Source organism: Nocardia sp. NPDC056541, from assembly GCF_042794235.1.
Classification (GTDB): domain Bacteria; phylum Actinomycetota; class Actinomycetes; order Mycobacteriales; family Mycobacteriaceae; genus Nocardia.
On record NZ_JBHTUD010000002.1, the window covers coordinates 39,327 to 54,480 of the forward strand.

Here is a 15,154-nt window from a genome sequence, read left to right on the forward strand (position 1 = left end):
ACGCGCTCGTGCGGGTGCGGAATGCCCGCGGCGCCGATATCGTTACCCCAGTTATGCGGACTAGGGTCCGGATAACGAGAGGGTGGCGATGATCGTGACGGAACAGGTCCAGGTCGTGCCCGGCGCCGACCGCAGGCGCTGGCGCAACGAATGGCTCGACTCGCGCCAGTCGTTCCCGGTCACCGGCAACTTCGTGCTCGAGGACTCCGCGCACGGGCTGCTGCTCGTGCACAACGAGGACATCGTCGACCCGGGCGAGGGCTTCGACACCCATCAGCACCGCGACACCGAGATCCTCACCTGGGTGCTGGAAGGCACCGTGGTGCATCAGGATTCGGTCGGACACTCGGGGGTGATCCGTCCCGGCCTCGCGCAGCGGATGAGCGCGGGCGCTGGCATCCTGCATTCGGAGCGCAACGGGGCGGGCTACCGGGAGAAGGAGCGCCTGCACGTCGTGCAGATGTGGATCCCGCCGGACGCGACGGGTGTCGCCCCGAGCTACCAGGAACTCGACATCGAGGGTGACCTCGCCCGCAACGCGCTGGTGCCGGTGGCGTCCGGTATGGCGCGCCATCGCGGCGAGGCGGCGATCGGGATCGGTAACCGCCACGCTGCCTTCCACGTCGCGCGGCTGGACCCCGGCCAGGCGATCACCGTCCCCGATGCGCCCTACGGTCACGTCTTCCTCGCTCGTGGCACCGCCGACTACGAGGGCTACGGCACCCTGGAGCAGGGCGACGCCGTCCGCCTGACAGCGACCGGCGGCCACCGCGTCACCGCGGTGACCGCCGCCGAGTTGCTGATCTGGGAGATGACCGCGACCGCGCGCCGCTAGACCTTGCGGATGACGGTGACGACCTTGCCCAGGATTTGCGCGTCGTTGCCGGGGATCGGCTCGAAGTGCGGGTTGTGCGGCATCAGCCACACGTCCTTACCGCTGCGTTTGAAGGTCTTCACCGTGGCCTCGCCGTCGATCATCGCCGCGACGATGTCGCCACCCTCGGCGACATTCTGCTGACGTACCACCACGAAGTCACCGTCGCAGATGGCCGCGTCGACCATCGACTGGCCGACGACCTTGAGCAGGAACAGTGATCCCTCGCCGACGAGTTCGCGCGGCAGCGGGAACACATCTTCCACGGCCTGCTCGGCCAGGATCGGGCCACCGGCGGCGATCCGGCCGAGGACCGGGACGAAGGTGGGAGTCGGGCGGCTCGGGTCGACCTCGTCGGTCTGCTGGGACAGCGTGGTGACCGAGCGAACCGCCTCGTCGAGTCCGCGGACATTCACCGCGCGCGGCCGGTTCGGGTCGCGACGGAGGTAGCCCTTGCGTTCGAGGGCGCGCAGTTGATGAGCCACCGAGGAGGTAGAGGTGAGGCCGACCGCGTCGCCGATCTCACGGATGCTGGGCGGGTAGCCCCGTTCGGTCACCGAGGAGCGGATGACATCGAGGACCGTGCGTTGACGCACGGTGAGATCCGTCCCGGATCCCGATGTGACGGTGCCGGTGCCGGTGCCGCTTTCGTCACCCGTGTCGTCTGTGTGGGTCACCGTGTCCCGCCCTTCCAGTTGTCGAATTCGCCATCTCGAGGCTAGTCGTGCCACGCCGAACTATCAAACATCTGTTCGAGCATGTCGGGCGTTTCGTGCTGACAGCGGCGCGGGGATCTGGTAGAAATCGAACATCAGTTCGTCGCACAGGTGTTCGAACGGCGGGAGGCATTGCCGCCTCACCAGTACTTTCTCGCAGCAGCGGAGCACACCACCCCGGAGGTTCTTCCGATGAGCACAGCAACCAGCGCCCTGCGTTCCACAGACCCCACCGCCGCTCCGGAGCCCGTGCTCCGCCGCCGCCGGTCCGCCCGCACCCCACGACCTTTCGCCGTGGTTCGATCGGCGATGTCACGCTCGACGGGCATCGAACGCCAGGCCGTCGAAGCCTCGTCGACCGCGCCCATCGCAAGCCCCGCCTCGCCTCGCCCGGTCGCGTCCGCGTCCGCGAGCGTGGCACGCAGTATCGTCCGCTCCGGCGAGTTGAGCCCACCCGCGAACGGCCTGCCCGCGACCGAAGCCGCCGACATCGTCGGCGTCCCCCGGCGGATCGACCTCACCGACGCCGAACTCGATCTCGCCTTCGCCACCGTGCCCCGCAGCGCACCGGCGCGCCGTTCCCGTGAGATCGTTCGCCCGCCGGCGGCGGATCGCGGCCCGCGGCACCGCGCGCCGCACAGCGATCTCGCGCTCTATGCCCGCGGTCCCGTGCGTACCGGCCGCGCGCGGGGCGTCCACCCGCTGCATCGAGTCGAGCAGGCCAAGGCCGGGTTCGCCGCGCTCGCCGTGACGGCGCTGGTGACCGCGCTGATCGTCGTCGCCTTTCTCGGGCTCGCCCACGTGCGCGCGGGTAGTTTCGCCGACCACGTCGACTCGACGACGCCCGGAATTTCGGAGCAGGCCGGGTTCGGGTCCGGAGCGGGGTCCGAGCCGGGGCGATGAGTCGAAAATCGCTGCGCGGAAGCATTTTCAGCGCGGGTTCCGGCAGTGTGCGAGATCATCTGTATCGACGAATCACACCCTGAAACTAGAACACGTTGCTACGGTGACGAGCATCCTGAATCGGGGCGGGGGCCCCGGTCGAACCCGGATGCGAGGTCTCGGTGCGCCGCTGCTCGATCGCTCTACTGCTCGGTGTGGTGCTCGGCGCCCTACTGGCACCCGCCGCGCACGCGGCTCCCGGCTACACCGAGTACCTCGATCTCCCCGCGCTCAACGGTGTGGGCGAATACGGTGGCGGGCTGCACCCGGCGCTGCCCTCGGCGCAGCAACCCCTGCGGGACGCACTCACCCAGGCGCGCGACGACGGCATCGACCCCGCGCGGTACGCGACGCTGCTGCACCAGTACTGGCTCGTCGTCGCCACCGACAATGCCGCGATCGACCTCGAAGCCTGGGCGCCCGAGCGTGGCGTCGCGGCCAATTCCGCCACCTTCAGCCAGGTGTACGTGAACTACTTCCGCCTCGCCGCCACCCGCTCCGATCTCTACTGGGCGGGCATGGCGGGCATCGCGGGCGCGTCCTTCGCCGCCGGCTTCTTCGACGTCGGTGACGTCGCCGCCGGTGTGTCCGTGGGCGGAATCCACGAACTCGGCAACGCTGTCGCCGACCTGTTGCGTGCCACCCCGCCGGAACTGCTCGCCGGCGTCCCGGCCGATATCAGCGGTCTGGCGGCCCTCGGCCCTCGGCTGACCGCCGCCGACCTGGCCTGGTATCAGACCCGGCTGATGATCATGCAGAAGCACATCTTCATCGACCTGGTCCCGATGCACGAGGCCTATCTCGCCGACGGGATGGCGGGCATCGAGGAGATGTCCGCGGCCGGCCTGCTCGACGACGGCATGCGGACGGCCTGGGCCGGGATCGACGGCGGCACCGAAGCGGGTCGCGGCGACGCGCTGGTCGCGATGGCCGATCGGGAACAGAACCAGATCATCGCCGACCAGTGGGATGTGACCGCACGCGGTCGTGCCGGGATGGGTCGGGTGCTCACCTACGTCACCACGGTCGCGGGCAAGCCCGCCGTCCCCGGCACCCGCGCCCCCGGCGTGTACGCCCCGGTCACGGTGTGGTCGCCGATCGCCGCGGGGCGGCCGCTGGGTCTGCGGACGCCACTGCCCGCGTTCAACTGGGCCGACCGGGAGACCCGCTGGGACTACATCGCCGCCGACCTGCTGCCGCGTCATCTCGACCTCGCGACCGACGCGGCACGCGCGGGGACGGTGTATCGCGAACCGTTCACCGTCATGCTCGACCGGGGCCGGATGCTCGCCCGGCTACCCGACATCATCGCGGACCTGGCCACGCAGTGGCAGGTTGTGCCATCCTGACCGGTATCCTGTCAAGAGCCATGGAATAGAAATGCGCATCGACGAAGGAACCCTCGGATGCATTGCCCGTATTGCCGACACCCCGACTCGCGCGTCGTCGACTCGCGGGAAGTCGAGGAGGGCACCGCGATCCGCCGCCGTCGTTCCTGCCCGAGCTGTGCGCGCCGATTCACCACCGTCGAGACCGCGATCCTGTCGGTGGTCAAGCGCAGTGGCGTGACCGAGCCGTTCAGCCGCGAGAAGGTGATCGTCGGTGTGCGCCGGGCCTGCCAGGGTCGTGAAGTCGACGACGACGCCCTGAACCTGCTCGCTCAGCAGGTCGAAGACGCGGTGCGCGCCAAGGGATCTCCCGAAGTGCCGAGCCACGAGGTCGGCCTCGCCATCCTCGGCCCCCTGCGCGACCTCGACGAGGTGGCCTACCTGCGTTTCGCCTCGGTGTACCGATCCTTCACCAGCGCAGCCGATTTCGAACGCGAGATCACCGAGATGCGTGCTGCGCGCGCGGTCGCCGCGACCGACTGATCCACGCCTCGGCAGCGCATGTCTCAGCGCCGGATCGAGGTGATCGCCTTCTCGATGCGTTTGCCCGACACCGGATACGGCGTACCCAGCTTCTGGGCGAACAGGCTGACTCGCAGTTCCTCGATCATCCACCAGATCTCGGTGACGTCGCGCGCGTTCTTGCGCGCCGGGGGTAGCGCGGCGACGAGCTTGTCGTAGGCGGCGAGCATCCGGTCCACCTCGACCATCGCCTGCCGGTCGCGCACCGCCGAACCCGGCAGTGACTCCAGGCGCTGGGCCGCCGCGAGGAGGTAGCGCGGGAGTTCGCGCAGCCGCACCCGGCCCCACTCGGCGACGAAGCCGGGGAACAGAAGGTCGTCGAGCTGCTGACGCACGTCGCCGGCGATATCGGCTTCGAGGGTGTCGGCCAGCGCGGCACGCGCCTGCTGGGCGGCAGCCAGGACGGGCACGACAGTACGGATCAGCGCGACGACCGCCGTGGACAGTTGCGGACGGACGGCGGCCACCAGTTTGTCGAACTCCTCCGGCGAGCGCACCGGGCCGCCTGCCTTGGCGATCAGTTCGTCGGCGGCGGCGATCCGGCAGTCCTCGACCAGCTTGTCCAGGGAACCGTCGGGGTTCTGGCTCAGCGCCAGCCGGTCGCGGGCGGGCAGTCCGGCGGTGACCGCCCGCGTCGAGGTGGGGATCGCGGCGAGCAGCAGGGTGCGTACGCCCGCTCGCATCGCGGCTGCCTGTTCGCCGGGCGAGCTCAGGACACGCACCGCGACGCCCTCGCCCTCGGGCACCAGTGCCGGGTACCCGGTCACGGTCTGGCCGGCGACTTCGCGGCTCACGGTCGGCGCGACCGAACCGAGCGACTCCGAGGTCCACACTGTCGCGGGCGCACGCTCGGCACCGGCGGTCGCCCGCGCGACCGACGCCGAAACCTGATCGGCCAGTGTCGCTTTGAGCTGTTGCAGGCTCTTGTTCTTGGCCAGTACCTTGCCGCTCAGATCGACCGCGGCGAAGGTCATCCGCAGGTGATCGGGCAGTGCGGTGGGGGAGAGGTCGTCGGTGGTGATGGTGACCGCACCCAGCCGGGACAGTTCCCGTGCGAGCCCGGTGCGCAGCGGTTCGGCGCGCGGTGTCAGCCCGCGCAGGGCCGCCGACGCGAAGTCCGGCGCGGGAACGACCGCGCGCCGCAACGTTTTCGGCAGCGTTTTGATGAACGCGGCAGCCAGCTCCTCACGCATACCGGGCACCAGCCAGTCGAAGCCGACCGCCCGCACGTGCGCGAGCTGTTCCACCGGGATCCGCGCGGTGACGCCGTCGTCGTCCTGGCCCGGCTCGAACTGGTAGGTGAGCGGGAAGCTGAGTTCACCCTGGCGCCAGGCGTCGGGGAAATCGGTCGGGTCCAGGGTGGCGACACCGGCATTGACCACGGTGTCGGTCGAGAAGTCCAGCAGTGCGGGGTCATCGCGCTCGGCCTTGCGCCACCAGCTGTCGAAATGGCGCACCGACACGACATCGGCGGGGACGCGCTTGTCGTAGAACTCGAACAGCACTTCGTCGTCGACGAGGAGGTCGCGGCGCCGTGCCCGATGTTCGAGGTCGGCCACATCGTCGATCAGGGCGCGATTGCGGGCGAAGAACCCGTGCCGTGTCTGCCATTCGCCCTGCACCAGGGCATGGCGCAGGAACAGTTCGCGCGACAGTTCCGGGTCGATGCGCCCGAAGTCGACGGGACGTCCGGTCACCAACGGCACGCCGTACAGTGTCGCGCGCTCGTAGGCACGCGCCGATCCGCGCTTGGCCGACCAATGCGGTTCGGAGTAGGTACGTTTCACCAGATCACCGGCGAGCCGTTCGGCCCACTCCGGCTCCACTTTCGCCGCGATCCGCCCCCACAGCCGCGAGGTCTCCACCAGTTCGGCCGCCATCACCCAGCGCGGCGCCTTCTTGGCCAGCGACGACCCGGGGAAGATCATGAACTTCGCATTGCGGGCCCCGAGGAACTCGCGCGATTCCGCCTCGCGCACGCCGATGTGCGAGAGCATGCCCGCCAGCAGCGACTGGTGGATCTGTGCGCTGGGCCACGGCATCGCGTCGTCGGCCGAATCCGAGGACCCACCACCGGATTGCTGCCCACGCGTGGCTGTGTCACCGCCGCGTCGAGACCGTCCACCTGTCTGTCGCGAGTCGGTGCGCTTGGTATCGGCCCGACCGGCGGTGGCGTTCGTTTCGGCCGCACCGGCACTCGGCTCTGCCACCGCGCGTTGGCTGTTCCCGCGTCCGCGGCCACGGCGTCCGCGATTGCCAGAGCCGTCGGCACCGCCGGCTGTGGTGCGGGAGTCCGTCGGTCCTCGGCTCGTGCCCGCGTCGTTCCAGCCCATCCCGCGGGCGATGGTGCGCAACTGGCCGTGCAGGTCCTGCCACTCCCTGATGCGCAGGTAGTGCAGGAACTCGTCGCGGCACATCCGCCGGAACTGGTTGGACGACAGCGATTTGCGTTGCTCGGTGAGGTAGTCCCACAGCCGCAGGTAGGCCAGGAAGTCCGAGCCCTCGACGACGAAGCGCGCGTGCTGGGTGTCGGCCGCCTGCTGGTGCTCGACGGGTCGTTCGCGCACATCCTGGATCGACAGCGCCGCGACGATGATCAGCACCTCGTCGAGGCACCCGTTGCGCTGGGCCTCGACGAGCATGCGCGCCATCCGCGGATCCACCGGCAGCTGCGCCATCTCCCGCCCGATCGGCGTGAGTGCCAGATGCTTACCCGAATCAGCTTCGCCGTCAACAGATTTCGTGCTGCCGTGCGCCAGCGCGCCCAGTTCTTCGAGCAGGGCGATACCGTCGCGGATGGCCCGGCGGTCGGGGGCTTCCACGAACGGGAAACTCTCGATATCGCCCAGCCCCAGCGCCGTCATCTGCAGGATGACCGCGGCGAGGTTGGTGCGCAGGATCTCCGGCTCGGTGAACGCGGGCCGGGCCTCGAAATCGTCCTCGGAATACAGCCGGATACAGATGCCGTCCGCCACGCGCCCACAGCGACCCGATCGCTGCCGCGCCGAGGCCTGCGAGACCTCTTCGATCGGCAGGCGCTGCACCTTCGTCCGCATCGAATAGCGTGAGATGCGCGCGGTACCGGGGTCGATCACGTAGCGGATACCGGGCACGGTCAGCGAGGTCTCGGCGACATTGGTGGCCAGCACCACCCGGCGACCGGTGTGCGGGGCGAACACCTTGTGCTGCTCGGCGGCCGACAGGCGCGCGTACAGCGGCACGATCTCGGTGCGGGGGAGTTTCAGGTCGCGCAAAGCGTCGGCGGTGTCGCGGATCTCGCGTTCGCCCGACAGGAATACCAGCACATCACCGTCGCCCTCGGCGAACAGTTCCACGACCCCGTCGGCGATGGCGTCGGTGGGGTCGCGGTCGACGACCCGGGTGTCCTCGTCGTCGTCGGAGCCGGGCAGTTCCAGCGACAGCGGCCGGTACCGCAACTCCACCGGATACGACCTGCCCGACACTTCCACGATCGGCGCGGGTGTGCCGTGCGCGTCGGCGAAATGGCGGGCGAACAGTTCGGGATCGATCGTGGCCGAGGTGATGATCACCTTGAGATCGGGCCGCTGCGGCAGCAGCTGCTTCAGATACCCGAGCAGGAAGTCGATATTGAGGCTGCGTTCGTGGGCCTCGTCGATGATGATCGTGTCGTAGCGGCGCAGCATCCGGTCGCGCTGGATCTCGGCGAGCAGGATGCCGTCGGTCATGAGTTTGACCAGCGTGCGATCCGAGGCCTGATCGGTGAAGCGGACGGTATAGCCGACCACGTCGCCGAGTTCGGTGCCCAGTTCCTCGGCGATGCGTTCGGCCACGGTGCGCGCGGCGAGCCTGCGCGGCTGGGTGTGACCGATGGTGCCGCGGATTCCGCGACCGAGTTCGAGGCAGATCTTCGGGATCTGGGTGGTCTTGCCCGAGCCCGTCTCACCGGCCACGATCACGACCTGGTTGGCGGCGATGGCGGCGGCGATGTCGTCGCGGCGCGCGGAAACCGGCAGTTGTTCGGGGTAAGTGATCTGCGGAAGCGCCGCGCGGCGATTGGCCACGCGGGTCTCGGCGGTGGCGATCTCGGCCTCGACGGCGGGCAGGTCGTCGGGGCGCGCACGGTCGAGCTTGCGCCGGAGCCGATGTTCATCGCGCAGCGAGACCTCCGCCAGGCGGGTGCGCAGCGCGCGGGTTCCGGTGCTAGCTGTCCTGGTCATTGCGCCTACCAGCCTAGCGAAGCCCGCCACCGGTTTTCCCGCGCGTCGCCCGCTCGCGCCGTCGCGGAGACCAACGACACACCACGGCACCCGCCCGTCACCGTCCGCGCGTCCGGTCGGCACCGCGCGACGCGATGACCGTGCGCACACGAACTCCCGGTCAGCGGGGGTCCGTCATGCGAGGATCCGGGCATGAGCGGTCAGCGGGCACCTCGGGTCGCCAGGCGGGCCGCCCGACCATGCGAAAGGGGCACAGCATGAGCGATTCGGTGCGAACGGCGTGGTGGATCAGGGCCTGTCGGCTCGGTTTCGGGCTGCTCGGAATCCTCGCCCTGGTCTGGATCCCGGTGCGGAACCTCGACTCGGCGACGTTCTCGCTCACGAACTATCTGAGCTACTTCACCATCGAGTCCAACATCTTGGCTGTGATCGTGCTGCTCGTCGGTGGCCTGACAGCGCCGCAGAGCCCGCGCTGGCAGATATTTCGCGGCGCGGTCACCCTGTACATGCTCATCACGATGGTCGTCTACGCGGTTCTGCTGGCCAATGTCGACGTGATGCTCACCGACAAGTGGATCAACGATGTCCTGCATCGCATCGTGCCGCTGGTCCTGCTGCTGGACTGGCTGTTCGTCGCGATGGCGCAACGCCTGCGCCCCAGCCTCGAACTGATCGGCCTGTGGCTGATCTTCCCGGTCGCCTACGGCGTCTACAGCCTGATCCGCGGCCCGATCGTCGACTGGTACCCCTACCCGTTCATCGACCCACGGACGCAGGGATACGTGTCGCTGACGATCGGGTTGGTGGTGTTGCTGGTGGTGTTCGTCGTGCTCGCGGTCGCGATGGCCGGCTTGGGAGATCTGCCCGCTCGGTGGCGCGAACGCAAGTCAGCAGGCTGACCCGGCGGCGGGCCAGGTGCGCGCCTGTCGGCGCAGTGGGGTAAATGTGGTGCCATGAATGCGCTCTGGCATGGATTCGCCGATATGGGTGCCGTCGATCGTGACGGTGCGTTCGTTATCGCTCGCGGCGAGGGCGCCTACGTCTTCGACACCGCGGGCAAGCGGTACCTCGACGCCACCGCCGGGCTGTGGTTCGCCAACGTCGGACACGGCCGTGGCGAGATCGCCGACGCCGTCGCCGACCAGTTGCGCACCATCGCGCACTACTCCAACTTCGGCGACATCACCGAAGCGCCCACCCAGGAACTCGCCGAGAAACTCTCGTCGATCGCCCCTGTTCCCGGCAGCAAGATCTTCTTCACCTCCGGCGGCTCCGACTCGGTGGAGACCGCGGCGAAACTGGCCCGCCGCTACTGGCACGAGCAGGGCCGCACCGACAAGAAAATCCTGGTCGGGCGACGTCTGGCCTATCACGGCATGCATTACGCGAGCACCGCGCTCGGCGGTCTGGCGCCGAACAAGGAGGGCTACGGCGTGCTGGTGGACGACACCCGCACCGTCGAATGGAACGACGCGAAATCCCTGCTCGCCCTGATCGAAGAGGTCGGCGCCGAGCGGATCGCCGCGTTCTTCTGCGAACCGATCATCGGCGCGGGCGGGGTGTACCCGCCGCCGCAGGGCTACCTGGCCGAGGTCCGCCAGATCTGCCGTGACCACGACATCCTGTTCGTCGCCGACGAGGTCGTCACCGGTTTCGGACGCATCGGCGGTTCCTGGTTCGCCTCCACCCGCTTCGACCTGCAGCCCGATCTGATGACCACCGCCAAGGGCCTCACCTCCGGCTACCTCCCGATGGGCGCGGTCTTCATCGCTCCCCACCTGGCGGAGCCCTTCTTCGCCGGCGGCACCTGGTTCCGCCACGGCTACACCTACGGTGGCCACGCCGGCGCGGCCGCCGCGGCCCTGGCCAACCTCGCCATCGTCGAACGCGAGGGCCTCCTCGAGGAAGCCGCCCGCCTCGAATCCACCCTCCACACCGCGTTGGCGCCGTTGGCCGACCACCCCCGCGTCGCTGAGGTCCGCAGCGGACTCGGCGCGGTGGCGGCCGTGCAGCTCGCCGACCCGTCCGAGGGCCCCGCCCTGGTGAAAACCCTGCGCGAACACGGCATCTCGGGCCGGGCCGCCGGTGCGGGTGCCATGCAGATCTCGCCGTCGTTCGTCATGACCGACGCCCAGGTCGCCGAGCTCGCCGACGGATTCGCCCGCGCCCTGGGCTGATTCGGGAGTCGATCGACACCGGGCCCGTCGGCGAAACTCGCTGGCGGGCCCGGAGTCGTCCGGGCTAGCCTGCTCTGTTCTGATCGAACAGGGGAGGACCTGCGTGCAAGCATCGGTGACCGTGACACCGGACCAACTACCGGAATTGCTGCTGCATGTCGCGGTGGTGCGGCCGGTGTTCCTGTGGGGTGCGCCGGGAATCGGTAAGAGCTCGCTCGTGCGGACCTTCGCCGATTCGCTCGGCCTGGAGTGCGTCACGCTCCTCGGCACCCAGCTCGCCCCCGAAGACCTGATCGGTGTCCCGCAGATCGTCGATGATCGCAGCCGCTTCGCACCGCCGGAGCTGATCGCGCGACCGGAGCCCTACTGCCTGTTCCTCGACGAACTCAACGCCGCCTCACCGGAAGTGCAGAAGTCGTTCTACTCGCTGATCCTGGACCGCCGGATCGGGACCTACGAATTGCCCGCCGGTTCGGTGGTGATCGGCGCGGGCAATCGCGCCACCGACAACGCGCTCGCCCGGCCGATGGCCTCGGCACTGGTCAACCGGATGGTGCACCTGCACCTGCGCGCCGATGTCGACGACTGGCTGCAGTGGGCCACCACCCACGACATTCACCCCTGGATCATCCGCTACCTCACCCAGCGCCCCGATCACCTGTGGTCGGCGCCGCCCAAAACCGAGGCACCTTTCTCCACGCCGCGCGGCTGGCACATGCTCTCCGACGCCCTGCACTCCTGCGGCGACGACATCGACGACACGACCCTGCAGGTCCTCGCCGCGGGCACGCTCACCCTCGGCCACGGTTCCGGCTTCCGCGCCTTCGTGAAAACGATCCGCCACGCCTACGACCTGGACGCGGTGCTCAAGGGTGACGCCGGGTGGCCGCGTGACCCGGCCGACCGTGACCTGCTCTATTTCCTGTCCGAGACGATGCGCGTCCGGTTGATCAAAGATCTCCCCGGCGACCGCGCGCACACCTCGCCGACGGTGCAGCGCTTCGTGATGCGCGCCAAGTCGCTGCTGGTGGAACTCGCCGAGATCTCGGTGGAGTGCGCGCAACTGGTGATCGCCTCCGATGCCGAGGGGATGCCGGTACTGCCGTCGTGGTTCCTCATCGAGGTGTCGCGGGATCTGCCGCGCCTGGCCGCGCGGCGCTGAGCATGGCACACAGGCGGCGCACGGTCGCGGATCCGTGGCAGCAGGCGGTCGACGACGGCTGGAAGGCGGCGTGCGCCCACCCGGCGTTACGGCCGCTGGCCACCCAGCTGTACCGCCTCGACGAGCGGACTCCTCGTGCGGTGTGGGCGCGGCTGAGCGGCAGCTACGTGGGCTATCACCCGAAACGCCGGGCCACCGCACAGGAATGGGCATGGGTGTTCGCGCACTGCCTGCTCCACGCCGGATTCGGTCACCTCGATCCGCGAAACACGGTGCCCGCCAACATCACCGGCCTCGATCCGGGCGACCCCGAGGGCAGGCGCGACGTGCGCGCACCGCATCCGGCCTACCGCGCGGCGTGCTGTGCCGCCGTCGACACCTACCTGACGACGATGAAGATCGGCACCCGCCCCACCGACATCCCGCCGACGCCCGAGTTGGCCGACGAGCACGCTGCCGCCGCCCGGTGGCGCGATACGGCAGTGCCGGATGCCTTCGCGCGCACCGGGTTCGCCGACTTCCTGCTCACCTCGGCCGAGACCGCGAAACGCGTCGACAACCCCGCCCGGTTCGCGCGGGGTATCGCGGCCGCCGCCCGTGCGGCGCTGGCCACCGCGGGCGGTGAGCGCACCGCCGACGGCGTACTGCGCCACCGCACCCCGTGGGACAGCGCGCTCGGTTGGTTCGTATCGTCGTTTCCGTTGCTCGGGGCCCTCGCCGCGGGCATGACCGTCGTCGCCGACGCGGAACTGGCACGCAGCTGGAATATTTCGATCGCCGCGGTGAATGCCGAAGCCGCCGAGATCTACGTCAACCCGCTGATCGGATTCGGTGAGGAGCAGTGGCGGTTCGTGCTCGCCCACGAAATGCTGCATGCCGCACTGCGTCACGGCGAACGCGCCGACTGGCGCGACCACTACCTGTTCAATATCGCCTGCGACTATGTGGTCAACGGCTGGCTGGTCGAGATGAATGTCGGTCAGATGCCGGAGGGTCTGCTCTACGACCCGGCGCTGAAAGGCTGTTCCGCCGAGGAGATCTACGACCGGATCGCCGTCGACCTGCGCAGGCTCCGCAAACTCGCCACCCTGCGCGGACGTGGCCTCGGCGATGTCCTCGGTGAACCGCTGGCCCACCCCGGCAGCGCGGGCCGTTACGTCGACCTCGACGAGTACTACCGCAGCGCGCTGATGACGGGGTTGGCGTACCACACCGGCAGTGGCCGCGGATATGTCCCGGCCGCGCTGGAACAGGCGATTCGCGCGCTCGACCAGCCACCGCTGCCGTGGGATGCGCAGCTGGCCCAGTGGTTCGACGAACACGTTCCCACCATCGACAAGCGGCGCAGTTATGCTCGCGCCTCGCGCCGACAGGCCTCGACACCCGGCATCCCGCGACCGGCGTGGGTGCGCCCCGAGGAGAACGTGCGGTTGCCGACCTTCGGGGTAGTCCTCGATACGTCGGGTTCGATGGACGTAACCCTGCTCGGCAAAGGGCTCGGCGCGATCGCGTCCTACGCGCTGGCCCGAGACGTGCCGCGAGCCAGAGTCGTCTACTGCGATGCGGCCGCCTACGACGCGGGCTACCTGCCGGTGGAGGAGATCGCCGCGGGCGTGCGGGTGCGCGGTCGCGGCGGCACGATCCTGCAGCCCGGCATCCGCCTGCTCGAACGAGCCGAGGACTTCCCGGTCGACGGCCCGATTCTGGTGATCACCGACGGGCAGTGCGACGCGGTACGGATCCGCCGCGAACATGCGTTCCTCGTCCCCGCGGGCGCTTGCCTACCGTTCGCCCCCCGGGGCCCGGTCTTCCGCCTGCGCTGAGCCGACAGCGTGGCGTGGCCGACGCCGATCCGGGATCAGCGAGGATCGAGCCGCAGGGTGAAGAAGCGGCTCAGCGGGTCGATGGAGTAGCTGCCGAACGGGCCGCATTCAGCGAACCCGTGGCGCAGATACAGGCGGCGGGCCGGGGCGAAGAAGTCCTCGGCGCCGGTTTCCAGGCTCAGCCGCCGGTACCCGCGTTCTCGGCTCACCGCGACCAGATGGGCGAGCACGGCGGCGGCGACACCGCGGCCGGTATGCCCGTCGGCGGTGCGCATGGACTTGATCTCGGCGTGCTCGGCGTCGAGTTCCTTCAGCGCGCCGCATCCGACGAGGTCGTCGCCGGACCATGCGCTCCACACCGTGACCGCGGGATCGCGCAGGGCGGCGAGGTCGAGGGCGTGCATGCTGCAGGCGGGGGTGGTGTCCGCCATTTCCGCGTGGTGGGCGGCCAGCAGGCCCCGGATTTCCGCGCCGGTGAGATCATCGGCCACCACGCGAAGCTGGTCGACCGCAGCAGTCGGGTTATCGGTCATAGGTCCAGTTTGCCGATCGATGCCGCGGCCCATCGATCCGGGTCGGCCACGGTGGCAGTGAGCTCGCCGTGCTGAGCGAGCGGTGCCGAGGGCACGGCGCGAGGGCCTCGCGGTGGTGTCCGCTTCCGCGAGGCATCTGGACGAGGCACGCCCCGACCGCGGAAAACGCCCCGGGGCACCAGCACGGGTGCGAGCATGGTGACGCGGGTGTCGACTCGAAAGTGGTGGGGTGTGGCCGATTTCGTGCAGCAGTATGCGTTCGTGCGGTGGCCGGTGGTCGCCGCGTTCGTCCTGGCATCGCTGATCGTGGCGACCCGGCTGACCGGGCGAACCCGGTCGGCGCACCGGATCGATACCGCCTCCGACAGCGCGCACCTGCTCATGTGCCTGGTGATGTTGGCCATGCTGGTGTTCCCCGCCGCGACCGACCCGCACGCGATGCGCGCGATACTCACCGCCCTCACCGTGGCGTTCGCGATCCTGCTCGCCGAACGTGTCATGGAGTGGCGCACCGGTTCGGCACCCGACGGTGTGTTGGCGCTGGGCTATCACACCCTCGCGGCTGCGGCGATGCTGTACGCGATGGCCGGGCACGGGGCCGTGCACGACCCCGGTGGGGCGCGCTGGCCCGCCGTCGGGCTGGCGGTGCTGTTCGGCCTCGATGCGCTGCTCGTCCTCGGTACGGCCGGTCACCGGTCACGCTGGCACCGCGTCGTCCATCCCGCCGGTTCCCACCCGCTGACCTCGGCGCTGGTGCCCCATGTGGTGATGGACATCGGGACCGCGTTCATGCTGATCGCCGCGATCGGCCGGTGAAT

12 protein-coding genes are annotated in these 15,154 nt (G+C 69.3%); 9 read left to right on the top strand and 3 right to left on the bottom strand.

Going from position 1 to position 15,154, the window contains the following annotated elements; all coding sequences use genetic code 11:
• Nucleotides 1–88: 88 nt before the first annotated feature.
• Complete coding sequence (locus ACFQ9R_RS03185; RefSeq protein ID WP_378988554.1) at nucleotides 89–835, top strand: pirin family protein; 747 nt, start codon at nucleotides 89–91, stop codon at nucleotides 833–835.
• Here the strand turns inward: ACFQ9R_RS03185 and lexA are convergent.
• A complete protein-coding gene (gene lexA, locus ACFQ9R_RS03190; protein ID WP_378988556.1) occupies nucleotides 832–1,551 on the bottom strand; it encodes a transcriptional repressor LexA in 720 nt (239 codons plus the stop codon). The two genes, ACFQ9R_RS03185 and lexA, sit on opposite strands and share 4 nt — an antisense overlap.
• A gap of 231 nt (nucleotides 1,552–1,782) precedes the next feature.
• Here lexA and ACFQ9R_RS03195 point away from each other — a divergent pair, with 231 nt between their 5' ends.
• From ACFQ9R_RS03195 to nrdR, 3 genes are all read left to right on the top strand, one after another.
• Nucleotides 1,783–2,493: a hypothetical protein gene (locus tag ACFQ9R_RS03195; protein ID WP_378988558.1), complete on the top strand. Its 711-nt coding sequence runs from the start codon at nucleotides 1,783–1,785 to the stop codon at nucleotides 2,491–2,493.
• Nucleotides 2,494–2,654: 161 nt separating this feature from the next.
• Nucleotides 2,655–3,881, top strand: coding sequence for a hypothetical protein (locus ACFQ9R_RS03200; protein WP_378988560.1), 1,227 nt, complete (start codon nucleotides 2,655–2,657; stop codon nucleotides 3,879–3,881).
• Between the two features lie 57 nt (nucleotides 3,882–3,938).
• Entirely contained in the window at nucleotides 3,939–4,403 is a 465-nt protein-coding gene (nrdR, locus tag ACFQ9R_RS03205; RefSeq protein ID WP_378626625.1) for a transcriptional regulator NrdR, read from the top strand.
• 23 nt (nucleotides 4,404–4,426) lie between these two features.
• Here nrdR and hrpA read toward each other — a convergent pair whose 3' ends face one another.
• Nucleotides 4,427–8,641 (bottom strand): ATP-dependent RNA helicase HrpA, encoded by a 4,215-nt coding sequence (gene hrpA / locus ACFQ9R_RS03210; protein WP_378988562.1) that lies wholly within the window; start codon nucleotides 8,639–8,641, stop codon nucleotides 4,427–4,429.
• Nucleotides 8,642–8,898: 257 nt separating this feature from the next.
• Here hrpA and ACFQ9R_RS03215 point away from each other — a divergent pair, with 257 nt between their 5' ends.
• The 4 genes from ACFQ9R_RS03215 to ACFQ9R_RS03230 all read left to right on the top strand — a co-directional run bounded on the left by ACFQ9R_RS03215 (nucleotide 8,899) and on the right by ACFQ9R_RS03230 (nucleotide 13,803).
• A complete protein-coding gene (locus ACFQ9R_RS03215; RefSeq protein WP_378988564.1) occupies nucleotides 8,899–9,540 on the top strand; it encodes a Pr6Pr family membrane protein in 642 nt (213 codons plus the stop codon).
• A 54-nt stretch (nucleotides 9,541–9,594) separates the two neighbouring features.
• Nucleotides 9,595–10,818 (top strand): aspartate aminotransferase family protein, encoded by a 1,224-nt coding sequence (locus ACFQ9R_RS03220; protein WP_378988566.1) that lies wholly within the window; start codon nucleotides 9,595–9,597, stop codon nucleotides 10,816–10,818.
• Between the two features lie 103 nt (nucleotides 10,819–10,921).
• Complete coding sequence (locus tag ACFQ9R_RS03225) at nucleotides 10,922–11,980, top strand: AAA family ATPase (RefSeq protein WP_378988568.1); 1,059 nt, start codon at nucleotides 10,922–10,924, stop codon at nucleotides 11,978–11,980.
• Nucleotides 11,981–11,982: 2 nt separating this feature from the next.
• Entirely contained in the window at nucleotides 11,983–13,803 is a 1,821-nt protein-coding gene (locus tag ACFQ9R_RS03230) for a hypothetical protein (protein ID WP_378988570.1), read from the top strand.
• Between the two features lie 35 nt (nucleotides 13,804–13,838).
• On the opposite strand, the gene ACFQ9R_RS03235 is transcribed toward ACFQ9R_RS03230, so the two are convergent.
• Nucleotides 13,839–14,336, bottom strand: coding sequence for a GNAT family N-acetyltransferase (locus ACFQ9R_RS03235; RefSeq protein WP_378988572.1), 498 nt, complete (start codon nucleotides 14,334–14,336; stop codon nucleotides 13,839–13,841).
• A gap of 207 nt (nucleotides 14,337–14,543) precedes the next feature.
• Between ACFQ9R_RS03235 and ACFQ9R_RS03240 the strand changes: the two genes are divergently transcribed.
• Nucleotides 14,544–15,152 carry a DUF5134 domain-containing protein gene (locus ACFQ9R_RS03240; protein WP_378988574.1) on the top strand — a complete coding sequence of 203 codons (609 nt, stop codon included), beginning with the start codon at nucleotides 14,544–14,546 and terminating at the stop codon, nucleotides 15,150–15,152.
• The last annotated feature ends 2 nt before the right edge of the window (nucleotides 15,153–15,154 follow it).

Bases quoted from the DNA above. Each gene is read 5' to 3' on its own strand.
- ACFQ9R_RS03235 (WP_378988572.1), bottom strand. From the start codon at position 14,336: ATGACCGATAACCCGACTGCTGCGGTCGACCAGCTTCGCGTGGTGGCC.
- ACFQ9R_RS03220 (WP_378988566.1), top strand. From the start codon at position 9,595: ATGAATGCGCTCTGGCATGGATTCGCCGATATGGGTGCCGTCGATCGT.
- ACFQ9R_RS03185 (WP_378988554.1), top strand. From the start codon at position 89: ATGATCGTGACGGAACAGGTCCAGGTCGTGCCCGGCGCCGACCGCAGG.
- ACFQ9R_RS03215 (WP_378988564.1), top strand. From the start codon at position 8,899: ATGAGCGATTCGGTGCGAACGGCGTGGTGGATCAGGGCCTGTCGGCTC.
- nrdR (WP_378626625.1), top strand. From the start codon at position 3,939: ATGCATTGCCCGTATTGCCGACACCCCGACTCGCGCGTCGTCGACTCG.
- hrpA (WP_378988562.1), bottom strand. From the start codon at position 8,641: ATGACCAGGACAGCTAGCACCGGAACCCGCGCGCTGCGCACCCGCCTG.
- ACFQ9R_RS03230 (WP_378988570.1), top strand. From the start codon at position 11,983: ATGGCACACAGGCGGCGCACGGTCGCGGATCCGTGGCAGCAGGCGGTC.
- ACFQ9R_RS03195 (WP_378988558.1), top strand. From the start codon at position 1,783: ATGAGCACAGCAACCAGCGCCCTGCGTTCCACAGACCCCACCGCCGCT.